The following is a 22,694-nucleotide window of genomic DNA, read 5'->3' as shown; positions in this document are numbered from 1 at the left end:
CCGCAACCTCGGAGGCGGGCGGCACCGTTCCCCCGAGAAATTCAGCCGCATGACACCCGTATCAACCACGCCTGGAGTCATAGAACTTACAGGCGCCGCAAACCGCCCGCCAGGCGAACGCCACACTGCGTCACCTGGTTGTGACCGCTGGAACCGGCGGCGTACGCGGGGCGCGAGCGGTGGCACGCCCGGCGTCAGGGGGCGCAACGACGGCGCATCGACGGTGCGTCAGGGGTGCGGATAGATCTCCAGCTCGACGCTCTCCGCAAGCGCGTCCGCCCCACGGACCTCCCCCGGGTAGGCGAGCCGGACCCGGCGCAGCCGGCGCAGCCCGGCCAGCGAGGCCAGATCGAGCTCCGAGACCTGCGACAGATGGATCTCCTCGAGCCCCGGAAGGCGCAGCGCGATCCGCCGCAGCGGTACCGCCGAACCGGCCCTGGCCCGCACGTCGAGGTGGGTGACCTGGGGAATCTGGGTGCGCGGCGCGAACAGCAGCATGCTCAGCTGCTGCGGGGAGAGGGTCAGCCTGCGCAGGTTCGGCAACTCGCCGATGAGCGAGCCCCATTCGTCCGGCGTCAGGCGCTCGCTGGCGTCCTGCAGCCGCAGCTCCTCAAGCCCCCGGCAGGCCACGATGCCCGCCATCTGGGCCGCGGCCGGCGGCAGCGACAGCAGGCGCAGCTCGGCGGCGCGCGGCAGGTCGGGCAGACCGCGCCAGGGCACCTCCGGCCCTACCAGGAGTCCCTCCAGCCGCGGGCAGTCCGCCAGTTCCAGCAGCGGCTCGAACTGTGGCAGGTCCCGCAGTTCCAGCCGCTGCAGACGCGGCAGTCGGGTCAGCGGCTCGGGGTCCTTCACGTTCCGGCACCCCTGCAGGACCAGCGTTTCGAGCCCGGGGTAGGCGGAGAGCAGATCGAGATCCTCCAGCTGCAGGGTGTTGCGCAGCCGCAGTTCGCGCAACCGGCGCGGGTCGAGCGCGGAGCGGATCTCCTCGGGGCTGAAGTCGCCGTGCAGTCCCACGCGCTGATACCCCGACATGGTGCGCAGGGCGTCCAGCTCGGCGCGCGAGCGTACGGTGACGGCCTCCTCGGGGGCGGCTTCGAGCAGGGGGCGCACGATCTCCTCGGCGTACACGTCCGTGTCGAACCGGTCCCAGTGGCCGAGGAGTTGCGCGCGTACCGCGGGCTGGTCGGTGCCCAGGAACTCCCGGAGCCTGGGAATGGCGGCGTCTCCACCGATCTGGCATATCGCGTGGACGGTGGCCAGCTCCTCGTCGCCCGCCAGATCCCCCGCCCGGGGCAGCAGGCCCAGCAGCAGCGGGCCGGTACGCGCCAGCGACCTGGCCTCGCGCAGACTGCGCGGCGGCACCATCCGCGCGGCCCGGTCCTCGATGGCCTGGCGCACGGTCGGTTCGAGGCGGGTGGCCTGCTCCAGCGATGCCAGCGCGAGGAGCCGCAGCCTCGCCTGCACCGCGGCGTCCTTCTCCCGGTCCCCGCGCTCCCGCAGGCGCGTCAGCAGGTCGGCGCGCTCTTGGTGACGGGCCTGTGCGACGGCCATCTGCACCACGTCCTCCCACTGGTCCAAGTGTGCGTTGTTCACCAGCATGCCCATATCGCGCTCCTCCAGCACGGCCTTGGCGCCCAGAAAGTCCTGGAAGGTCCGATGGATGAAGTCCACGGCGCCGGAGGCGGGTTCGCGCAGCAGACCGGACCGCTCCAGGAGGTGCTGCAGGGCCTCCTCGGCCGTCCCGACCTCGGCCAGTCGGGGCACGGAGGGCTGCAGCCGCCGCACCACGTCCACCGCGTCCGGCCAGTCCAGCTGCGTCCGCTCGTTGCGGATCAGCCAGTACGCGAGTTTCTGCAGCGGCTCCGTGGCGGCCTTCTCGTCCAGCTCCGGCCTACGGCTGCGGCCGTACACCTCGCGTTCCAGGTCGCGGCGCTCCAACAGCATGGAGAGCGCCGCCTCGTAGAGGGAGGCGCGGCCCTGGGGCAGAAAGCCGCGGCGCTCGCGGTGCAGGGCGCAGATCAGACCGCACATCAGCGGGTTGGTCGCCAGCCGGCTCAGCTCGGGGCTGCTGCGCAGCGACAGCGTGAGCGACTCACCGAGCTCGTGCGACGCCCCGGCAGCCGTGTGCCAGCGCCGGATGAACTGCTTCATGTCGGCGGGCCGCATCGCGGTGAGCGTGAACTCCTCGAAGCCCTCGCGCCCGAGCCAGCCCCGCTCCAGGGCGGACGGTCGGGAGGTGAGCAGCCACAGATTGCCGGGGAAGACGGCGAGCAGCTTCCTGATCCACGCCCGGACGCGGGTCCGGTCGTCCTTCGGGATCTCGTCGGCCCCGTCGATCAGCAGCACACCGCGGCCGTGCTGGAGAACCCGCGCCGCCCAGCCCTCGGGCTGGGTGCCCACCAGCGGACAGCCGATCCAGCGCAGGAAGTCCTCGGGCATCGGCAGTTCGGCGTCCTTGCGCGCCAGGGTGCGCAACGGCAGCACGAACGGGACGCGTCCGAGCAGCTGCGACAGGCCGCCCGGCACCCGCTCCTGCTGCGCCGTGGTGATCGCCAGCCACTGCACCAGGGTCGTCTTGCCGGTCCCGGCCACCCCGCGCAGCAGCACCCGCTCATGGCTGGCGAACACCGCGTCGGCCGGGCCCGCGGCCCGTTCGGTCTCCACGTCCCGGTCGGTGCCCGGCCCGCCGTTCGCGACCGGAATCGGATCGGCCCCGCCGCGGTACGGCATGGCCTCCAGGCTCAGATAGGCCGTCTCCAACGGCCAGTCCTGGCCGTCCGGTTCGCGCAGATCGACGCCGTAGATCGTCAGCCGGCCGTGGCACTCGACGACATAGCGCGCGTACTCCTCCTCGAACTGCGTGTCCTGCCGGCTGACGTCCGGCAGCCGCTGCAGAATCCGGTCCAGCTTCTCGCTCTGCTCGCGGAGCTCGCGGCTCTGCTCGATCTGGGCGCGGGCCGCGAAGCCCGGCTGCTGGCTGAAGAAGCGCACCAGATGGACGCAGGCCGTCTCCAGCAGCCGGTCGTGGAAGCGCGCGGCGTCGTCGCTCAGGAGCCGGCGGGTGCTGGGGCCCGCGACCCTGGACAGCTCCGCGGCCAGTCGTTCGGGTCCGAGGGCGAAGGCCTGCACATCGTCCATGTCGAGGTCGCCGAGGGCGTGCAGGGTGCGGGTCAGCGCCTGTCCGACCGCGTCGTGCTCGTCGGCGCCGACCGGCGGATCATGTGGCCCGGCGGCCCGCACGGCCCGGCGGACCAGTTCGCGGGCGATCTTGTGCAGATCGTCCTCGGTGAGGGTGCGGTGCTCCTTGGCGAAGGACACCAGCCGCCGGATCGGGATCGGACGTTCGCCGAACTCCGCCCCCGGCGCCTTCGCGGGCGGCAGCAGCAGCCGCTTGAGCAGGGGGACGACCACCGCCGACGCGATCCGCAGCCCCACCGTGCCGCCGTCCACAGCAGCCCCTCCCTCACCAGCGCCGCAGGCCGTACCGGGCCCGCGGTCCCCCCGATGCCTGTTCACCTTATCCGCGCAGGCCCGTCTCACGTCAGGGCGCACGGCCCCCGTGCCGCGCGCCAGCGCCGCACCTGTACTACGCCGACCAGGCGGGAAGCGGTTCCCAAGGGCCGTAAGACTACGACTCCTTGACGCCGAGTCGGGCGAAGTCGTACCCGCCGTAGGCGTCGGACGTGTAGACGTTGGTCAGCCGGGGGCTCCGCCAGGTGACGTTCCTTTCGTAGACGAACGGCAGGTAGTAGGCGCCCTCGCCGACCATGCGGCTGATCTGTGCGTACAACGGTGCGGCCGATTCCGGCCGGGCGGCGGCCGCCGAGTCGAGGGCCTTGTCGATGCGCGGGTCGTCGACCCCGGAGACGTTGTAGTTGCCGCTCGACGTGATGAATCTGCTGTCGACCAGCGGCTGCCAGAACGCCTGCCCGGTCGGGAAGTCGGCGCCCCAGTTCCCCAGGACGATGCCGTAGCCGTTCTTCCGCACGGCCGCCGGCGAACCGGCCCGCTCGATCTTCTCTACTCCGTCGAGCTGATCGATCCGGGTCTTGATACCCACCTTCTGCAGTGCCTCCTGGAGAGCCTTGGCGGCGGCCAGTTCCTCCGGCATGTCACTGCGCACCAGCATGTGCGTGGTGAACCCCTTCGGACGGCCGCAGGCCTTCAGTTCCTCCTCGGCCTTGTCCACATCCGGCCTGCCGTCGTTCTTGCGCACGCCGTACGGGTCGTACGAGAGGTCCGAGCCGGCGAGTTGCGGCGGCAGCATGGCCGGCGCGATTTCGCTGCCCGTGGCACCCCCGAACGCGGTGTGCAGCGCCCTGCGGTCCGCCGCGTAGACGACGGCCTTGCGGCAGTGCTCGTTGTCCATCGGTGCGACCGAGCGCGGAAAGGCCGCGTAGCGGACCAAGCCGGTGAGGGGGGTGTCGAGATTGTTCTTGCGGGTGGCGTCCTGCAGCGCCTGGGCCCGGGCGCGCGGGCCGAGCCCCGCGCCGCCGAAAGCCAGATCGTGCCCACCGGCCAGCAGATCGGCGTCCAGGGCTGCCGCAGACGTGAGGAAGTCCACGGTGATCTTGTCCGGCAGCGCCGAGCGGATGGGGTCGGAGGACTGGTGCCAGTGCGGGTTGCGGACCAGCTCCAGCGACTTGTTCGGTGCGTAGGAACGGAAGATGTACGGCCCACTGGAGAACGGGGCGTTGCCGTATTTGGCCGCGGTGTCCTTGCCCGGTTTCACCGGTGAGGCGGCGACCATGGCCAGCAGATGCTCGAACTCGCCGTTCGGCTTCGGCAATCGGAAGACGATGGTGCGGCTATCGGGCGTCTGGATCGCGTCGAGGCCCAGTTTGTCGCGCGACGTGTCCTTGTACGGACCCTTGTAGGTGCGGCCGGGATCGAGCGCCTGCTGGAGGTAGTTCGGGCCCCCGGAGACGACGTCCTGGGCCCAGAGCCGTTCGATGCCGTACTTGATGTCCTTGGACGTGAGCGCGGAGCCGTCCTGCCAGGTGAGCCCCTTGCGCAGGGTGTAGGTGTAGGTCTTGCCGCCGTGGGAGACCTTGGCCCGGTCGGTGGCCAGATCCGGTGTGAGTTCGGTGCCCTGGGAGCCCGGCTTGGGCGCGTAGGTCACCAGCTGGCGGGTGTAGTAGCGGGCGAAGTTCCAGACGGCGCCGTAGTAACTGCGCTGTGGGTCCCAGGAGTCGGGTTCCGGCCCGGCGAACTTGAGCGTTCCCCCGGTGGCCCTCGACGCGTTGACGACTCCCTTGGTCGCGGCGTTGTACTTGGCACCGGAGCCGCCGCTCTCGCCGGACCCGTCCGGCAGCCAGTTGAGTACGGCCGGGATACCCGCGGCCAGCAGCACCGCCAGCGCCGCCGCCAGCCCGATCCTGAGCTGCGGTCGGCCGGATTCCTTGGGAGGGGCGGACGAGGGGGTGGCGGCGGGAACCCGCCGCGTACCGCTCCTGTCGGGTGGCGCGGGACGGTCGACGACCGGCGCGCGGCGGTCGGGCCGTGCCCCGGCGGGCGCGTCCGACTTCGTGGTGGGAGGCTCGGCCGGTGCCGGTGCCGGTGCCGGTGCCGGTGCCGGTGCCGGGGTCGAGGTCGGAACCGGAGCCGGAGCCGGAGTCGGAGCCGGAGTCTGTGCCGGAGTCGTACCCGGAGAGGGGCCCGGAACCGGTGGGGGAGAAGGGGACGGTGACGGTGCCGAGTCCGTCTCCAGGACCGGCTCCTCGCGGAGATGGACCCGATTGCGGGCCAGCGCGATCGACCCGCCCGTGTTGCGGTTGCGCTGCTGCGGCAGGGGCCGGGCCTTGGCCGCCAGGTTGGTGTGCAGATGCCGGAACAGGGTGTGCATGTCCAGCAGGGGCGGGCCGTCGGGGATGCCCTCGGCCAGAGCGGTGATCAACTCGCCGGTGAAGGCGGTGAACTCCTCTCCAGGAGGGGACAGCGCCGTCCGGGTCTCGGCGGCGGCCGCCATCAGACAGGTGCCCTCGATCAGCGCGCGGTCGGCGACCTGATCGGTGCCGCTCATCCCGCCCAGCAGCGCCCGACCGCTGTAGCAGCAGTCCAGGATCACCACCTTGCGCCGGGCCCTGACCCGCGGATCGAGAATCGCCCGGCGCACCCACTCGTACGGCAGCGCACGGTACATGCGCTTCTGGTCCGAAGCGGGCAGCGCCAGAAACAGCTCGTCGCTGTAGGGGTCGGTGAGGCCGTGGCCCGCGTAGTAGACGACCAGGGTGTCGGTGGCCTCCAAGGCGACGCTGTGGAGCGTGTCGAGCACCGCCTCGGCGCTCTCCGGCTGGGGCAGCACGCGGCAGTGCGTGTCCGGCAGCCCCCACAGCGCCTCATCCGTGAACGCCCGCTTGAGCCCGGCCAGATTGCGTTCGACGGCGGGCAGGGCCGGCAGACTCGCGTACGCATGGACGCCGATGAGCAGTGCCCGCGAGGCGGCGGGGTCGGGTAACGCCGTCGTCACTGCCGGGCGTCCGTCCCGGCCTCGCTCACCGGTGTCCGCGGTTCTGCCAGGGGTTCTCCCAGGGCGTCGACGATGCGGTGTACGGCCTCCGGGGAGCCGTCCTCGACGGTGACGGTGACCCCGTCGCGTTCGATGCGTACGGCGGGTGCCGTGGGACGGCTGGACCGCCACGTGGCGCAGGCCACCGCCAGGCTGCCGAGGGCGATGCCGTGGGTGAGCACCGCGTTGATCACCTCGAACGCGCCGCCCATCTCACCGGCCCCGGGCCGCCCCGGGGCCAGGGAGATCTCGGCCTGGTCCGCCACGTCCGGATCCTGGGCCAGCCAGCGGTACAAGGACGTCAGGGACGCCGCCGAGGAGTCTGCCTCCTCGTCGTCCCCGTCCACGATGATGTCGACCCGCACCCTTGTGTTCCTCCCTAGGGCATACAGCCCGCATGGGACCCCCAACAGGAGTGCCAATGCTAGTCACTTGCCCCGGAGTACGGAGCGCATGTCATGAGACTGGTGTGGTGACCGTGCCGGTCCCCGCCAGCGTGCGGGCGAGGTCGATCACGTCGTCGGCGACGAGGTCGACTCCGGCGGGCGGATCGGTCGGCTCGGCGTCCGGCCCCCACTCCAGCGGGCGCGGGATGTAGGCGGTGCGGAGCCCGGCCTCGGCCGCCGCTTCGAGGTCGTCGGGATGGCAGGCCACCATCAAGAGCCGTCCCGGCTCCACTTGGAGCAGCTCGGCGGCCATGAGGTACACCCGCGGGTCGGGCTTGTAGGACGTGGCCAGCTCGGCCGACAGGATGCAGTCGAAGCGGAGCCCGGCCCGTTTGGTGAGGCGGGCCAACAGGCCGACGCCTCCGTTGGACAGGGTCGCGGTGAGCACGGGGGTCTCGTGGAGCAGCTCCAGGCCGGGTGCGGCGTCCGGCCAGGGACTCAGCCGGTGCCAGGCCCGTACGAGCCGGTGCCGCTCGGCGTCGCCGAGGGCGGTGAGCCCGTGTTCGGCCACCACCTCGTCGAGCATGAGCCGGTGCAGCTCGTCCAGCGGTCGCCAGGGCAGCTCTCCGTTCAGGAACCTGTGCAGGACCGGGCGGTAGCGGCGCCGCCAGGCGTCGGTGACGGCGGGCCAGTCCGCCTGCAGACCGGCCCGGCTGCCGCTCTCGGCCAGCGCGTCGGTCACGCTGGAACGCCAGTCGGTCATCGTCCCGAAAACATCGAACACGGCGGCATCGACGTCCATGAGACCCTCCCCCTCGGCTTGTCGGCGCACCGTCTCCCGGTGCCTTGCCGATCATGCCGCAACGTACGGGGGAGGGGCGCCCGCGGTGGCGCGAAAGGCTCGTCCGGCGTCCGCAACCTTGGGGAACTGCCCCTGCTGGAACGCTACTTGGCGGAGGACGGTACGCGGCGGCGGCGCGCGACCTGGCCGAGGGTGATGTCCACGGCCAGGAACACGACGAGCGAGACGCCGAGCAGTGGCACCGCCCAACCCACCGCCCCCGCGACCAGCACGAGCGGCAGCAGCAGGGGCAGCGGGATCTGACGCCACGCGCCGCGCGGGACCGGGCGTCCGAAGGCCAGGGCGCGGTCGCGGGTGGGGCGGCGCTGCCACCACATCCGGTAGCCCCAGAGGATCAGGAAGATCAGGGCGAGCGCCAGCGCCGCGAGAGCGGCCTGGTTGGGGAGCCCGAACAGGGTGCCGGTGTGCAGGTCGATGCCGTAGCGGGTGAGCTTGGCCAGAACGGGGTAGTCGGCGAACCGCGAGACGTCGGTGACCTGCCCCGTGGCCGGGTCCACGGCGACCGCGTCCTGCTTCTCGGGCCAGCTGCGCTGGACCTGCTTGACGACGTAGGCGCTGCCCTGGTCCGCCGGCGGGACGATCTCGACCGGGTCGGACAGCCCCTTGGCGCGGGCCGCCTTCAGCACCTCGTCGACGCCCACGTGGGCAGCCGTGGCCCCGTCCGGCTTGCCGCGCTGCTTCCCGTCCGTCCCCGGCATGCCGGGCATCCCCGCCATCCCGCCGGAGGCGCCGTGGTGGGCGTGCTCCCCGGCCACCTCCGTCGAGACGGTCGGGGTCGCCTGTCCCAGGGACCGGCGGAACTCGTCGATGTTCGCCCCGGCGTACGTGGACCAGGTCAGGCCGGTCGCGGAGAGGAAGAACAGGCCGGCCGCCACCCATGTCCCGACCGCGCCGTGCCAGGACATCGACCTGCGGCGCCCGGTGGCGGCGCGGTCCGGCAGGGCGAGGGCCCGCAGTCGGCGGTTCGTCCGCTTGCGGCCGATCCACAGCGCGAGCCCGCCCCCGGCGACCACCCACAGCCAGCTGGCGGACAGTTCGCTGTAGAGCCGGCCGTTCTCCCCCAGGTGCAGATCGCGGTGGAGGTCGTCGAGCCAGGTACGCAGCGGCAGCGCGCCCGTGGCGCCGTACGTCTCCAACGCTCCCCGGACCTCGCCCGTGTACGGGTCGACGAAGACGGACAGCTGGTGGTCGTCGGGTACGCCCGGCACGTCGGATAGCAGGACGCGGGTGGTGGCCCCCGGCTGCGGTGCCGGGCGTACGGCGGCGATCCTGCCCTGCGGATGCGCCTCGCGGGCCTCGGCGACCTGGCGCGACAGCGGTAGCTCGCGCGTGCCGACCGGGACCGTCAACTCGTGTGCGTAGACCAGCTTCTCCGCCTGGAACGAACCGGCGTAGAGCAGCCCGGTGACCGCGGAGACGAGGAGGAAGGGCGCGATGAGGACGCCGGCGTAGAAGTGCAGGCGCAGCACCAGTGGACGAAGGGCGGCCCACCCGGCCCGCCGCGCCGTCGCCGGTTGCTCACCGGGGTCGGCGGGGTCCGGGGCCGGGGTCTCGCCGGCGGTGCTCGACGCGAGAGGGTGCTCGGTGGTCACGTGGGCCTCCCGGTGCGGCGGTGGTCGCGAAGATGCGGTGGCTCAGCCCGCTGCCGTGCCGCACAGGGAGTCGGACGCGGGGAGGGTCGAGTTCCGGCAGTGGGGTGTGATCTGCATCACACGTCGAGTGGTCGGGTGGTGCGGCGCTCGAAGGCCCGGGTGCCGGGGTGTTGACGCTGGTGTGGAGGTAGGCGCAGTCGTAGCCCCCGACGGCGGCGGCGAACTGGCAGGTCGTCGGGGGCGTATCGAGGCCCGCACCTAATGGAAATGACATCCATTACTGAGTCGGTTAGGGTGGGCGCCCGGATTGATGCAAGGAGGGGGAGCCGTGCCACTGGCGATGTTGCATGTGCGAAAGACGGCCCATGCGTTCGTGGCCCTGATCTCGCGGGCCGGGGAGTAGGGGGGAGAGGCGAAGTGGTCGGGTGCGCCGACGCCCCGTACGGGCTTGAGTTCACAGCGAGTTAACCCGACGCCTACACCGGTCCCCTTAAACTTATGAACGGACACTGGCCGAATAAGGCCGTCAGCACGCACACCTTCCGACCCGTTGTACAGCCCGACTCTCTGTGAGGAGCCGAGTAGTGACACGAGCCAGAACGGTCCAGGCTCTCCTGGGAATGCTGGCCGCTGCCCTGCTGGTCCTCCAGCTGTTCGCTCATGGGGCCCGCGGAACGGAGGCCCACGCGGCCGAACCCGCCGGCACCGGTGGACACGCCGTGTCCTGCGATCACCCTCCAGTGCCGGAAGAGGCGTCCGGGCACCACTGGACCACGCGTAACCGTCAGGACCCCGAGGGCGTGCCCACGCCTTCGGCGGGCTCCGACGTGCCGTCACCCGTCGCCGTCCCCGCCGTCGCCGCTCCGGATGTCTCCGGTGCCGTGCGCCACGACGACGCCGAAGCATCGGGTGACAGATCTCCCGCCGCGCTCCAGGTCTTCCGCTGCTGATCGGGACGTAGCGCGAGCCACGGTCCGCGAGCGCGTCGCGCCGGTCCCGTACACGCTTTCCGTACGCGGTTCGGACGCGGGTTCAGATTCACGTCCGGGCGGACACCCGCCGGGCGGCGACTCCTGGGTTCTCCCCGTTTCCCGGCGCGTGCCGGCACCTCCCGCCGGGCGCGCTCGCTCCGTACACCTTCACCTCTTTCACGATCCGCGTCACACCGACGCGGTCTCCCGTCACACCGACGCGCCCAAGGGCGCTCAGGAGGCACCTCTTACATGAAGCACCTCATCGACCATGCCCGCTCCTTCCCCCAACTGGCCGCACAGCGGCCCGAGGAGTGGAGCCGCCTCGCCGAAGGGCAGTCGCCGCACGCCCTGTTCATCACCTGCTCGGACTCCCGGGTCATTCCGTCCCTGATCACCGGAGCGCGCCCCGGAGAGCTCTTCGAGCTGCGCACGGCGGGCAACATCGTGCCCCGGCACGGCGGGTCGCACCCCGCCGGCGAGGCGGCCACCATCGAGTACGCGGTGGAGGTTCTCGGCGTCGCCGACATCATCGTGTGCGGCCACTCGCACTGCGGTGCGGTGGGCGCGATGCTGCGCGGCGAGGACCTGACGGCGGTGCCCGCGGTCCGCGACTGGCTCGGCCACGCGACACCGCTGCCGGACGGTACGGACGTGACCACCCCCGACATCGCGGAGGCGGTGCAGTCCCACGTCCTGGACCAGCTCGACCGCCTGCGCGACTACCCGTGCGTGGCCGCGCGGCTGGCCGACGGACGGCTGGGCCTGCAGGGCTGGTTCTACGAGATCCACACCGGTTCCGTGCTGGCCCACCAGCCGCACGCCGACGCCTTCCGCGCGCTGTGAGCGCGCCCGACCGGCAGCGGACGGCCCCGTTCGGCCTCCGTGGGAAGTCCGGTTCCTTCGATCTGCGGCGCGACTTCGCCGCCTCCCTCGTCGTCTTCCTCGTCGCTCTGCCGCTGTGCGTGGGCGTGGCCGTCGCCTCCGGCGTGCCGGCCGAACTCGGCCTGGTCACCGGCATCGTCGGCGGACTGCTCACCGGCCTGCTGCCGGGCAGCAGCCTGCAGGTCTCCGGCCCGGCAGCCGGACTGACGGTCCTGGTCTACGAAGCCGTGCAGGAGTACGGAGTCGCGGCGCTCGGCGTGCTGGTGCTCGCCGCGGGCCTGCTCCAGCTGCTCATGGGCGCGCTGCGGCTCGGGCGCTGGTTCCGGGCCATCTCCGTGGCCGTCGTCGAGGGCATGCTCGCCGGGATCGGGCTGGTCCTGATCGCCGGTCAGCTGTACGCCATGGCCGACACCAAGGCCCCCTCCAGCGGTATCGACAAGATCGCCGGGCTGCCCGGAATGCTCGTCGCCACCGTGGGTTCCGGCACCGCGCTGACGGCCTTCGGGCTGGGTGCGGGCACGATCGCGGTCCTCGTGCTGTGGAAGAAGCTGCCGAAGGCCGTGCAGGTCGTGCCCGCGCCGCTGGCCGCGGTCGCGCTGGCGACCGCCGCCTCGGTCGTCCTCGACCTGCCCGTGGCGAAGGTCGAGGTGCAGGGCCTGCTGGAGGCGGTCCAGCCGCCGGGCCTGGGGGACCTCGACCGGCTCGCCGGCGTGGGCGTGGTCGGTACCGTGCTCGCGTTCACGCTGATCGCGTCGGCGGAGTCGCTGTTCAGCGCGGCCGCGGTGGACCGGCTGCACGACGGGCCGCGCACCGACTACGACAAGGAGCTGATGGCGCAGGGCGTGGGCAACACGGTCTGCGGGCTGCTCGGCGCGCTGCCGATGACCGCGGTGATCGTCCGCAGTGCCGCCAACGTGCAGGCCGGCGCGCGGACGAAGGCGTCGCGGGTGATGCACGGCCTGTGGCTGCTGCTCTTCGCCGCACTGCTGCCCGCCGCGCTCGGCGTCATCCCGCTCGCGGCGCTCGCGGGCGTCCTGGTGCACTCCGGCTGCAAGCTCGTGCCCGTACGGCAGTTGGGGACGCTGTGGCGTGAACACCGGGGCGAGGCGCTGATCCTGGCCGTCACCGCGGTGGCGATCGTCGCGGTGAGCATGTTCGAGGGTGTGCTCATCGGGCTGGCCCTGGCCGTGGCCAAGACGGCGTGGGAGACCTCGCATGTGCGCGTCGACGTGATCGACAAGGGCGCCGGTCCGATCCAGGCGCACCTGACCGGCAACGCCACGTTCCTGCGGCTGCCGAAGATCCTCGACACCCTGGAGGCCCTGCCGCAGGACCGGCCGATCGAGCTGCACCTGGCCGGGTTGCGCCACCTCGACCATGCGTGCCGGATGTCCTTGGAGAACTGGGCCGAGCGCCACAGCGCCGAGGGCGTCGAACCGGTCCGGATGGCCTCCGTCACCTGAGGACGGGCGGGGTTCCCCTTCGCGGACGCCCCGCGCACGTGCCCGGGCCCGCCGCCGACACCACGGCGGCGGGCCCGTCACGCTGGGGCCGATCTCCGCGGCGGCGTCATGAGCCGCGTCGCTCCACCCACTGCCAGAAACCGACCATCATCCGCTCATAGCGGATCCCGAACTCCAGCGCCTCGCGCTGTCCCCGTGTCAGCGCGTCGCCCACGGTCTCGGCGAGTTCCTCGTAGTTCGCGAGCGTGTGGTGATGCTCGGTCAGCTGCACCGGGGCGAGCACCTCCGGCCGGGCCCCGAACCACAGTTTCAGGATGCCGCGTTCGCGCGCCTCGACCGGTACGAAGGCCGGGTCGGCGAGCCACTCCTCCAGAGCCGTCCTTCCCGCCGCGGTCAGCTTCAACAGCCGCCGGTTGCGCCCACCCGACTGCCGGACCTCCGACAGCAGGCCCGCCGCCACGAGGCGGTCGCACTGCGCGTAGACCTGCGCGTGCGGCATCGACCAGAACGGCGCCACCGTGCGGGCGGCCTCGCCCTTGACGTCGTACGGACTGGCCTCGCCCAGTTTGTCGATGATGCCGAGTACGAGGAACGAGGGCGTGGTCAACCGGGCGTCAGGCATGGCGTGACCGTACCGCGACGACCGGCCGACCGGAGGAGTGCGCACCCGTGCGGCGGTACGCATGCCTTGCCGGCGGTGGTGGCGGAGCGCTTCGGCCGCGGCCTGCGGCGACCGAAGCACTCCATCAGGAGGGTTCGGGCGGTACGAGCCCGGTGAGCACCCGGTGCATCGTCCGCTCGAACTGTGCCTGTGGATCCTCCTTCGGGTCCGCTGCGGTGTGATCGGCCATGGCGGCCGCGACATGCGGTCGGTCCCCTTGGGCGGCCGCCTCGCTCAGGTAGGCGGCCTGCGCCGTCTGGCGATCGGTGTTCCCGCGGCTGCCCTGGAGTTCGGCCCGGGCGAACTGGGCGACCAGGGCGTTCATCAGGGCGACGACTTCCAGCTTGGCCGGGCCGGACAGCCGGACGGACGCCATGGCCCGCAGGGCGTGTTCCAGGTAGTCCAGGCCCCTGGGCCCCAGCCGCAGCGGTTCCGGCGGAACGTCCGACAGCCAGGGGTGCCGAAGATGGACGGCCTTGGTCCGGGCCGCCAGGGCGACCAGGTCCGCCACGGGATCACCGCGGAGCGGGACGTCGAGGTCGATCTCCTCCGCCACCGCGTCCGTCATCAGGTCGAGCAGGTCCTCACGGCCCGAGATGTAGCGGTAGAGGGACGCCTGTCCGGTGCCCAGTTCCTTGGCCACCTGACGCATCGACACCGCCGACAGGCCGCCCCGGTCGGCCAGTTCGACGGCGACGGCGGCCAGCTCCGCGCGGCTGTGCACGGCTGCGGGGCCGCGGGTCCCGCGTTCGGGCCGCGCCCAGACCGTCACATGTTCCTGGGGCATGCGTCCACCCGCCTCCTCCGTTTCGATGCCACATCCCGTACTCTAGAACTGCGAACGACGATCGCAGTTATGGAGGTTCCTTGTGTCCCCCACCCGGAAACACCTGTGGAGCCCGGTCCGCTGGGCGGAGAACGGCGCGGTGCGGCTGGCCTTCGACTCGCTGACCGAAGGCGCCGACGGCGAGCCACTACTGCTCGCCGCGGGGCTGGGCGCCAACCGGCGATGGATCCCGGACGGGCTGTGCCGGATGCTGGCCGCGCACGGCTTCGCCGTGGCCCGGTACGACCAGCGCGACGGCGGGGAGTCGACCCACCTGCCGCCCGCCCCCACCGGCAACCCCATCGCCGCGCTCTTCGCCAAGCGCGGAGAGGCGTACACGGCCGAGGACATGGCGGACGACACCACTGCCGTCCTGGACGCCCTGGGGTGGCCATCCGCACACCTGATGGGCGTCTCCCTCGGTGGAGCCATCGCGCAGCGCGTGGCCCTACGGCACCCGGGTCGCGTCCGGACCCTCACCTCCATGGCGGCCGTGCCCGGAGACACCTCGGGGCTGCGGACCCTGCGGTACATCAGGCTGCGGACCCTGGCGAACTTCGCCCGCCTGCGGTTTCCCGATACGCCCGACGGGGCCGTCGAGGCCGGTGTCGCCGTCTCCCGCCTCCTCACCTCGCCCCACCGGCCCTTCGACGAGCCGGCCGCCCGGGAAGCCGCCGAGGGCAACGCCGACCGCGGCGTGTACGACCAGCAGGCGCAGAGCCGTCAGATCGGCGCCCAATGGCACGGCCCGCCGATCAGCGCCGTCACCCAGCCCACGCTCGTCCTCCACGGGGCGGACGACCCCCTCATCAAACCCAGTGCGGCACGGGCGATCGCCTCCCGGATCCCCGGCTCGCGCCTGGTCCTCCTGCCCCGCGTCGGCCATGAACTCCCCGAATGCGCCTGGGCCGTCGTCGCCGCCGAGCTCCGCGCGGTGGCCGACGCCCATCGCCCCGAGCCGGCCGCCGACTGAAGTACTCAGCGCTGCCTAGGGGGTCAGAAGGTCGGGGCGAGCCGGTGTACACCCGTGACCCACATGTGATCAACACCCCGTAATCTCCGCATGAGCGGGGGATTCACGGGGTGCGTGAGCACAAGGGGGCAGCGGATGACATATCGGCGCGCGGTGATACCGGCACTGGCCGGAGGGGTACTCCTGACGGCGCTTCTGTGGTGGGCGGGGGCGAGTGCGCAGGCACTGCACCTGCGGGGCGCCGGCGATGCGCTCGGCATCCAGGCCACCGCCGAACTCGAGCGCTGGCTCACCCCCTGGTCGTACGACCCGCCGTCCGCGGCCCGGCTCGGCACCGAGGGGTCCGGCGGGATCGTGGGCGCGGCCGGGGGCGAGGGCGGCCGGTATCTCGCGCTGTACACCACCGCGTTGCAGATCCGGTTCGGCGCGGACTTCGCCTTCTTCGTGCCCGGGGCGCTCCTCCTGGTCCGCCGGCTGCCGCCGGTGCGCGGCCGGATGCCGGTCTCGCTGCTCATGGTGTGGGCCTGGGGCGTGGTGGCCGGGACGCTGGCGGTCACCGTTTCCGCGCCGTGGTTGATCGCCTCGTCAGGACACGGCAGTTACCGGCTTCTGCCCCAGCTGGCGAGCGCGATCTCCTCGGGGCGGCAGATCCTGGTGGTCACCGCCCTGGTCGCGGCGGCGGTGACGGTGCTCATCGCGCGGATCACCGCCAAGGGGGCCGATCCGCTGCCACGGGAGGCGGCGGTCGTCCCGGTGCGCGCCGCCCGTCTCGCCGCCACCGTGGGGACCGTGGTGATCGCCCTGTCCCTGGTGGTCCTCTCGTACCAGCCGGTCGCGGCCGCCCTCCAGGGGGTCTCCCCGGCCATCGGGATGCTGGCCGAACCGGGCGACCTCCTGCGCCAGTGGCTGCTGCTCGGCGCCTGGGACGGCCCCGCGGGCGCGCCGCTCGGCAGCTGGCTGCTGTATCGCGCCGCCGACGTGCTGCTGCTCGTCGTGGTGTGGTGGGTGCTGCGGCGGTTGCCCGGCCTGCTCACCCGGGTCACGGTCCCGGCGATGGCGGCCGGCGCGGTGTGTGCGACCGTCCTCGGCTTGCTGGCGAGCCAGTTGCTGCGGATGGTGCTGGAGGGGGCGGAGGGGCTGCGCTGGGGCCTGCTGTACCTGTCCGCCGGTATCGGCGGCGGCATCCCGGCCGCCCTGACGTGCGGTCTGGTGGCGGGCGTCGCCGGCGCCGTGACACTGCGGGCGGCCATGGGCCGTGCGGAGACCGCCGACGCCACGGCCTCCGTCGACAGTGACCCGCTGGACACTCCTTAGCCCGGAGGGGCGAGCAACGACCGCGTGGTCGGTTCGTGGACGTCACCCTGGTCGCCCTGCTTCCCGCCTCGCCGGCATGGGCCTTGCTGCTGGTCGGGGTGCTGCTCGTCCTTGCCGCGCGGGCCCCGGTGTCCAACGAGATCGTCGAGCGCTGCCACGACCTGAGCCGTCCGTCCGCTCGGGCGGCGGGCAAGGCCGATGCGAGGAGATCGATGCGGTGGGTGCTGATCCACATGATCGAGGAGACCGCGCGCCACGCCGGGCACGCCGACATCCTCCGTGCACAGGCGGATGGCTCTGTCGGAAGGTGACGGACAGTTGTGTTCTCGCAACTTCGCGCCCGACGGCCCCGTTTACGCATTCCTGCCCTGAGAATGCACGCGGTGGTGTCTCCTGTCCTGGTGACAGGAGACACCACCGCGCGAAGACCTATCCGCGATCACCTGGGCCATGTTGTGGGTGGCCCGGTTCACCGTCCGGGAGCGCCCGCGCGCAGGCCGTCCATGACGAGGTCCAGCAGGCGGTCCGCGCGGGAGTGCCAGTCGCCGTGCGGGTCGATCTGCCACAGGCCGGCGATGGCCAGGAGGAAGTCGTCGGGGGTCACTCCCGGGCGGATGGTGCCGGCTTCCTCGTTCGCCTCCAGCAGGGCGGCGACGGCCGTGGTCACCGAGCCGTGGCCGAGGCCGGCCAGGGTGCCGTGTGCGGTGGTGGCCTTGCGCATGGCGTCGCGCAGGCCGGCCTTGGTCATGGCGTACTGGGCGAGGCGGTCCATCCACTCGCGCAGCGCCTGGTCGGGGGCGCGGTTCTCGAGGAGCTGGCAGGCGGTGTCGGAGACCTGCTGGACCTCGTAGCGGTAGACCTCCAGGACGAGCGACTCGCGGTTGGGGAAGTTGCGGTAGAACGTGCCCTGTCCGACGCCCGCCTTCTTCGCGATCGCGCTCAGGGGGGCGTCGGCGGAGTGGGTCAACTCCTCCAGTGCGACTTCCAGGATGCGCTCGCGATTGCGTTGTGCGTCCGAGCGCAGCGGTGCCTCTTTCGCCGGGGTGTTCTTCCCCGGTGCGTCCTCTGCGGGCTGCACTCGTCCCCCTTTCGGGAATCACCGACGGTCGACTCTTGCTAACCGGACAGGTGTCCGGTAGTTTCGACGGTAACCGGACAACTGTCCGCTAGGTTCACCATAGCTTATGTCGCTCCGCACAGAACCCCACGCGCGGAGCCGTGCCACGACCTTTTGAACCGTTCACGGGGGCAGCTCGATGTGCAGCTCGACTTCCCGGCCGGCCGGACCGGCCCCAGCGCCCGCGCCCCTGTGCCCGCCGCGCCTCATATACGCGAAAGAAGGCTGATCATGGCCCTGTCGACGTCCAGCGCCATCACCCTGAACATCAACGGCGAAAAGCACACGCTGCCCGTCGACCACCGCACCACCCTGCTTGACGCGCTGCGCGAGCGTCTCGATCTGACCGGTACCAAGAAGGGCTGCGACCAAGGCCAGTGCGGTGCTTGTACGGTGCTGATCGACGGGCGCCGGGCCGTCTCCTGCCTGCAGCTCGCGGTCGCCGCCGAGGGGCGCGCGATCACCACCATCGAGGGTGTGGCGGACGGTGAGCGACTCCATCCGGTGCAGCAGGCGTTCCTCGACCTCGACGGCTATCAGTGCGGCTACTGCACGCCGGGGCAGATCTGTTCGGCCCTGGCGGTGATCGAGGAGCACGCGGCCGGCTGGCCCAGTGCCGTCACCGAGGACATACGGCCCGAAGCGGAGACACCACCACTGACCGCAGACGAGATCCGGGAGCGGATGAGCGGCAATCTGTGCCGCTGCGGCGCGTATGTGTCGATCGTGCAGGCGGTCGCGCGGGCGGCGAAGGCGGACGTGGACACGGAGGCGGGGGTATGAGGGAGTTCGGCTATCAGCGTGTGTTCGACGTGGCCGGTGCGGTCACCCTCCTCGGCGCCGACCCCGGCGCGCGCTACCTCGGCGGGGGCACCAATCTCGTCGACCTGATGAAGGCCGGTGTGGAGCGGCCCGCGCTCCTCATCGACGTGCGTGAACTGCCCCTCGACCGGATCGAGACCACGGCCGACGGCGGTCTGCGCATCGGCGCGACCGTCACCAACAGCGATCTCGCCGCCCATCCCGAAGTGCGGCGCCGCTACCCGGCGTTGGCGCAGGCAGTGCTTGCCGGCGCCTCGGGGCAGCTGCGCAACATGGCCACGGTCGGCGGGAACCTCCTCCAGCGCACCCGCTGCGGCTACTACGCCGACCTGGCCAAACCGTGCAACAAGCGGGTCCCCGGAAGCGGTTGCCCCGCCATCGAGGGCGAGCACCGCAACCACGCGATCCTCGGCGCCTCCGCGCAGTGTGTGGCCGTTCACCCCTCGGACATGGGCGTGGCGCTCGCCGCCTTCGATGCCGTCGTCACCTACGAAACGGTCGACGGGCCGGGCGAGTTGCCGCTCGCGGAGTTCTATCTTCCCGTGGGGGACAGTCCGCATCTGGAGACGGCGCTGCCGGCCGGGGCGCTGATCACCGGCATCACCCTGCCCCCTGCTCCGGTCGCCGCGCACTCCCGCTACCGCAAGGTGCGCGAGCGGGCGTCCTACGCGTTCGCGATCGGTTCGATCGCCGCCGCCCTCGACGTCCGGGACGGCGTCGTACGCGATGTCCGTCTCGCCTTCGGGGCGGTCGCGTCCCGGCCGTGGCGGGCCCGAGAGGCCGAGCGGGTGCTGACCGGAGGGCCGGCGGACGCAGGCGCCTTCGCCGCCGCCGCGGATGCCGAGCTGGCCGCCGCCGAAGCACTTCCCCAGAACGGATACAAGGTGACGCTGATGCGCAACCTCGTCGTGGCCGTGCTGACCGAACTGACCGAGCCGTCCGAGGAGGCCGCCCGATGACCACGACGACACAGGCCACGGCCGCACAGGGAGCCGTCGGCACCGCGCACACCCGCGTGGAGGGCCTGGCCAAGGTCACCGGCGCGGCCCGCTACGCGGGAGAGATCCCCTTCGCCGAACTCGCCCACGGCTGGCTCGTGTTGTCCACCGTCGCCCGCGGCCGCATCCGCTCGGTCGAGTCGGCCCCCGTACTCGCGATGCCCGGCGTCCTGGCCGTCCTGCACCACGGGAACGCGCCGCGCGTCGACGGCGACTACCTGGGCATGCTGGGGCGGCCCGACCCGATCGTCGAGGTCTTCCAGCACGACCGGGTGCCGTTCATGGGCTGGCCGGTGGCGCTGGTCGTCGCCGAGACGTCCGAGCAGGCGCGGGAGGCGGCCGAGACGCTGGTCGTCCACTACGACGCGGAGGCGCACGACGTGGCGTTCTCCGCCGGACGTCCCGGCACCTACACGCCGGACGCCGCGGGCATGCAAACGGAGAAGGGCGACCTGGAAGCCGAACTCGCCGCGTCCACCCACGTCGTGGACGCGGAGTACACCACGCCCGAAGAGCACCACAGCCCGATGGAACCGCACGCGGCGACCGCGCGCTGGGACAGCGGCCGTCTCGAGGTCTTCGACTCCAACCAGGGCAGCACCTGGGTCGCGGGCGAGCTGGCGAAGCTGTTCTCCCTCGACCCGGCCTCGGTCCGGGTGCGGTCCGAACACGTCGGCGGGGCCTTCGGGGCCAAGGGCATACGCGTGCACCAGATCCTCGCCGCGATGGCGGCGACGGTCCTGGACCGCCCCGTCAGAGTCGTCATGACGCGCCGTCAGATGTTTTCGCTGGTCGGCTATCGCAGCCCCACCGCGCAGCGCGTCAGGCTCGGCGCCGACAGCGACGGACGGCTGCGGGCCTTCGACCACCAGGGGCAGAGCCTGACCTCGACCGTCCATGAATTCGTCGAGCCGTGCGCCGGGTTCGGACGTCCGCTGTACGACGCCGACGCGCACCACACCGTCAACCGCGTCGTACGTCTCGACGTGCCGACGCCGACCTTCATGCGCGCGCCCGGTGAGGCTCCGGGCTCGTTCGCGCTGGAGTCCGCGCTCGACGAACTCGCCGAGAAGTGCGGCATGGACCCGATCGCGCTGCGGGCCCGCAACGAACCGGACGTGGGGCCCGTCTCCGGCCTCCCGTTCAGCAGTCGCAATCTGCTGTCCTGCTTCGAGGAAGGTGCCCGCAGGTTCGGCTGGGCGGACCGGGACCCGCGTCCCGGACTGCGCCGTGAAGGGCGCTGGCTGCTCGGGACCGGCACCGCCGCGGCCACCTTCCCCGTGCTCGTCGGCCCCTCCACGGCGGCCGTGACGGCGGAGGCCGACGGCACCTTCACCGTACGGATCACCGCGGCGGACGTCGGGACCGGAGCACGGACCGCGCTGACCCTGATCGCCGCGGACGCCCTCGAGGTGGCACCGGAGCGTGTCCAGGTACGCATTGCGGACAGCGACTTCGGCCCAGCGATGCTGGCGGGCGGCTCGATGGGCACCCGCTCCTGGGGCTGGGCGGTCACGGCCGCGGTACGCGAACTGCGGGAACAACTGGCCCTCGGCGTCGACATTCCGGAGGAGGGCATCACGGCCCGGTCCGACACCACCGAGGCCCTCGGCACGCTCACGCAGAAGGAGCGGCACTCCTTCGGAGCGCAGTTCGCCGAGGTCGCCGTGGACGTCACCAGCGGCGAGGTCCGCGTGCGGCGGATGCTCGGCATCTTCGCCGCCGGCCGGATCATCAACCCGCTGACCGCGCGCAGCCAGTTCATCGGCGGTATGACCTGGGGCATCTCGATGGCGCTGCACGAGGAGGCCGTCAGGGACCCGGCATCGGGCGGCCATGTGGGCGCCGACCTCGCCGGATACCACATCGCCGCGAACGCCGATGTCCCGCTCATCGAGGCGGACTGGGTCGACGACCCCGACCCGGAGGACCCGGTCGGGATCAAGGGCATCGGCGAAATAGGCATCGTGGGCGCCGCGGCGGCGATCGCCAACGCGGTCTGGCACGCGACCGGTGTACGCCACCGACACCTGCCGATCCGCCCCGACCGTGTGCTGCAGGCGGGAGCGCCCCACGGGACCCGGCATGCTTGATATCGCCGCGGAGTTGCACCGCTGGGCGGAGGAGGGCCGGTCCTTCGCCGTCGCCTCCGTCGTGGCGGTGGGCGGCAGCGCGCCGCGCGGCCCCGGCGCCGCCCTCGCCGTCGACGCCGAGGGCACGGCCATCGGGTCGGTCTCCGGCGGCTGCGTCGAGGCGGCGGTCTACGACCTGTGCGTCCAGGCGCTGAAGGACGGCGCGACCGTGCGCGAGCAGTTCGGCTACAGCGACGAGGACGCCTTCGCGGTGGGGCTGACCTGCGGCGGGGTCGTCGAGGTCCTGGTCACGCCGATGGGCGTCGGCACGCCGGTCAGGAAGGTGGGCGAAGCGGCGCTGGCGGCCGCCGCCCGCGGGCAGACCGCGGCGCTGGCCCGTGTGGCCCAGGGGCCGGACCGGCTCCTGGGCCGGGCGCTGCTGGTGCGCCCCGACGGATCGTTCGACGGCGGCCTGGGAGGCGGTCCGGATCTCGACCGGGCGGCGGCCGGCGAGGCCCGGGCCCTGCTCGACGCGGGCCGCACCGGCACGGTCGCCCTCTCGGAGAGCGGCTCGCGCTGCGATCCGGCCGGTGATGCGGCCGGCCTGTCGCTGTTCGTCGAGTCGAGCGTGCCGCCGCCCCGCATGATCGTCTTCGGTGCCGTCGACGTCGCCGCGGCGCTGGTGCGTACGGGCAAGTTCCTCGGCTACCACGTGACCGTGTGCGACGCCCGTCCGGTCTTCGCCACCCGCGCCCGCTTCCCCGAAGCCGACGACCTCGTGGTCGACTGGCCGCACCGCTACCTCCAGCGCACCGCGACCGACGCCCGTACGGTCCTGTGCGTGCTCACCCACGACGCCAAGTTCGACGTTCCCCTGCTGACGGCGGCGCTGCGGCTGCCGGTCGCGTTCGTCGGCGCGATGGGCTCCCGCCGCACCCATGAGGACCGCAATCGCCGGCTGCGCGAAGCCGGCGTCACCGAGCGGGAGTTGGCCCGGCTGCGGTCCCCGATAGGCCTCGACCTCGGAGCCCGTACTCCCGAGGAGACCGCGCTGTCCATCGCGGCGGAGATCGTCGCGGCCCGGCGGGGTGGCACGGGCGTGCCGCTGACCGGCTCGGGGACTCCGATTCACCATGACCCGGACGGCGGCGCGGACGAGCCGGGCGTTGCCGCCCGCGCGGACGGGCGGGGAGCCGGTGCGGCCGGGAGGCATGCGGCGGCCTGACCCGACCTGACGCGGCCGG

General features: G+C 72.2%; 18 protein-coding genes. 10 read left to right on the top strand and 8 right to left on the bottom strand.

Annotated elements, in window-relative coordinates; all coding sequences use genetic code 11:
* Positions 1–228: 228 nt before the first annotated feature.
* The 5 genes from ACFWZH_RS10040 to ACFWZH_RS10020 all read right to left on the bottom strand — a co-directional run bounded on the left by ACFWZH_RS10040 (position 229) and on the right by ACFWZH_RS10020 (position 9,348).
* Positions 229–3,450 carry an NACHT domain-containing protein gene (locus ACFWZH_RS10040; protein ID WP_384427632.1) on the bottom strand — a complete coding sequence of 1,074 codons (3,222 nt, stop codon included), beginning with the start codon at positions 3,448–3,450 and terminating at the stop codon, positions 229–231.
* A gap of 178 nt (positions 3,451–3,628) precedes the next feature.
* A complete protein-coding gene (locus ACFWZH_RS10035) occupies positions 3,629–6,469 on the bottom strand; it encodes an ABC transporter substrate-binding protein (RefSeq protein ID WP_384427630.1) in 2,841 nt (946 codons plus the stop codon).
* Positions 6,466–6,873 (bottom strand): hypothetical protein, encoded by a 408-nt coding sequence (locus ACFWZH_RS10030; protein WP_384427628.1) that lies wholly within the window; start codon positions 6,871–6,873, stop codon positions 6,466–6,468. The genes ACFWZH_RS10035 and ACFWZH_RS10030 overlap by 4 nt, the downstream gene beginning before the upstream one ends.
* Positions 6,874–6,964: 91 nt before the next feature.
* A complete protein-coding gene (locus tag ACFWZH_RS10025; protein WP_384427626.1) occupies positions 6,965–7,696 on the bottom strand; it encodes a haloacid dehalogenase type II in 732 nt (243 codons plus the stop codon).
* Between the two features lie 143 nt (positions 7,697–7,839).
* Positions 7,840–9,348 (bottom strand): PepSY-associated TM helix domain-containing protein, encoded by a 1,509-nt coding sequence (locus ACFWZH_RS10020; RefSeq protein WP_384427624.1) that lies wholly within the window; start codon positions 9,346–9,348, stop codon positions 7,840–7,842.
* Positions 9,349–9,932: 584 nt separating this feature from the next.
* Here ACFWZH_RS10020 and ACFWZH_RS10015 point away from each other — a divergent pair.
* From ACFWZH_RS10015 to ACFWZH_RS10005, 3 genes are all read left to right on the top strand, one after another.
* Complete coding sequence (locus ACFWZH_RS10015) at positions 9,933–10,298, top strand: hypothetical protein (protein WP_384427622.1); 366 nt, start codon at positions 9,933–9,935, stop codon at positions 10,296–10,298.
* A gap of 273 nt (positions 10,299–10,571) precedes the next feature.
* The gene (locus tag ACFWZH_RS10010; protein WP_384427620.1) at positions 10,572–11,165 is read left to right on the top strand and encodes a carbonic anhydrase; all 594 of its coding nucleotides are present in this window, start codon (positions 10,572–10,574) and stop codon (positions 11,163–11,165) included.
* 62 nt (positions 11,166–11,227) lie between these two features.
* The gene (locus ACFWZH_RS10005; RefSeq protein ID WP_384427742.1) at positions 11,228–12,667 is read left to right on the top strand and encodes a SulP family inorganic anion transporter; all 1,440 of its coding nucleotides are present in this window, start codon (positions 11,228–11,230) and stop codon (positions 12,665–12,667) included.
* Between the two features lie 106 nt (positions 12,668–12,773).
* Here ACFWZH_RS10005 and ACFWZH_RS10000 read toward each other — a convergent pair whose 3' ends face one another.
* Together ACFWZH_RS10000 and ACFWZH_RS09995 are read right to left on the bottom strand one after the other, a co-directional pair.
* Positions 12,774–13,289, bottom strand: coding sequence for a PadR family transcriptional regulator (locus ACFWZH_RS10000; RefSeq protein WP_384427618.1), 516 nt, complete (start codon positions 13,287–13,289; stop codon positions 12,774–12,776).
* Between the two features lie 124 nt (positions 13,290–13,413).
* The gene (locus tag ACFWZH_RS09995; protein WP_384427616.1) at positions 13,414–14,115 is read right to left on the bottom strand and encodes a TetR/AcrR family transcriptional regulator; all 702 of its coding nucleotides are present in this window, start codon (positions 14,113–14,115) and stop codon (positions 13,414–13,416) included.
* An 82-nt stretch (positions 14,116–14,197) separates the two neighbouring features.
* On the opposite strand from ACFWZH_RS09995, the gene ACFWZH_RS09990 reads away from it, so the two are divergent.
* The 3 genes from ACFWZH_RS09990 (at position 14,198) to ACFWZH_RS09980 (ending at position 16,752) form a co-directional block, all read left to right on the top strand.
* Positions 14,198–15,127, top strand: a complete 930-nt coding sequence (locus tag ACFWZH_RS09990; protein WP_384427614.1) for an alpha/beta fold hydrolase — start codon at positions 14,198–14,200, stop codon at positions 15,125–15,127.
* A 135-nt stretch (positions 15,128–15,262) separates the two neighbouring features.
* A complete protein-coding gene (locus tag ACFWZH_RS09985; protein ID WP_384427612.1) occupies positions 15,263–16,441 on the top strand; it encodes a hypothetical protein in 1,179 nt (392 codons plus the stop codon).
* A gap of 35 nt (positions 16,442–16,476) precedes the next feature.
* Positions 16,477–16,752: a DUF664 domain-containing protein gene (locus ACFWZH_RS09980; RefSeq protein WP_384427610.1), complete on the top strand. Its 276-nt coding sequence runs from the start codon at positions 16,477–16,479 to the stop codon at positions 16,750–16,752.
* A 158-nt stretch (positions 16,753–16,910) separates the two neighbouring features.
* Here the strand turns inward: ACFWZH_RS09980 and ACFWZH_RS09975 are convergent, their stop codons facing one another.
* Positions 16,911–17,519 (bottom strand): TetR/AcrR family transcriptional regulator, encoded by a 609-nt coding sequence (locus tag ACFWZH_RS09975; RefSeq protein WP_384427608.1) that lies wholly within the window; start codon positions 17,517–17,519, stop codon positions 16,911–16,913.
* A 270-nt stretch (positions 17,520–17,789) separates the two neighbouring features.
* Between ACFWZH_RS09975 and ACFWZH_RS09970 the strand changes: the two genes are divergently transcribed.
* From ACFWZH_RS09970 to ACFWZH_RS09955, 4 genes are read left to right on the top strand one after another with little or no spacing between them, the layout of a single operon-like run.
* Positions 17,790–18,341 (top strand): (2Fe-2S)-binding protein, encoded by a 552-nt coding sequence (locus tag ACFWZH_RS09970; protein ID WP_384427606.1) that lies wholly within the window; start codon positions 17,790–17,792, stop codon positions 18,339–18,341.
* A complete protein-coding gene (locus ACFWZH_RS09965) occupies positions 18,338–19,339 on the top strand; it encodes an FAD binding domain-containing protein (RefSeq protein WP_384427604.1) in 1,002 nt (333 codons plus the stop codon). The genes ACFWZH_RS09970 and ACFWZH_RS09965 overlap by 4 nt, the downstream gene beginning before the upstream one ends.
* Positions 19,336–21,471 carry a xanthine dehydrogenase family protein molybdopterin-binding subunit gene (locus ACFWZH_RS09960; RefSeq protein ID WP_384427602.1) on the top strand — a complete coding sequence of 712 codons (2,136 nt, stop codon included), beginning with the start codon at positions 19,336–19,338 and terminating at the stop codon, positions 21,469–21,471. Before ACFWZH_RS09965 ends, ACFWZH_RS09960 begins: the two co-directional genes overlap by 4 nt.
* Positions 21,464–22,675, top strand: coding sequence for an XdhC family protein (locus ACFWZH_RS09955; RefSeq protein WP_384427600.1), 1,212 nt, complete (start codon positions 21,464–21,466; stop codon positions 22,673–22,675). Before ACFWZH_RS09960 ends, ACFWZH_RS09955 begins: the two co-directional genes overlap by 8 nt.
* The last annotated feature ends 19 nt before the right edge of the window (positions 22,676–22,694 follow it).

The organism is Streptomyces sp. NPDC059008 (assembly GCF_042749045.1).
Taxonomy (GTDB): domain Bacteria; phylum Actinomycetota; class Actinomycetes; order Streptomycetales; family Streptomycetaceae; genus Streptomyces.
This window is presented reverse-complemented; position numbering and strand designations above follow the sequence as displayed.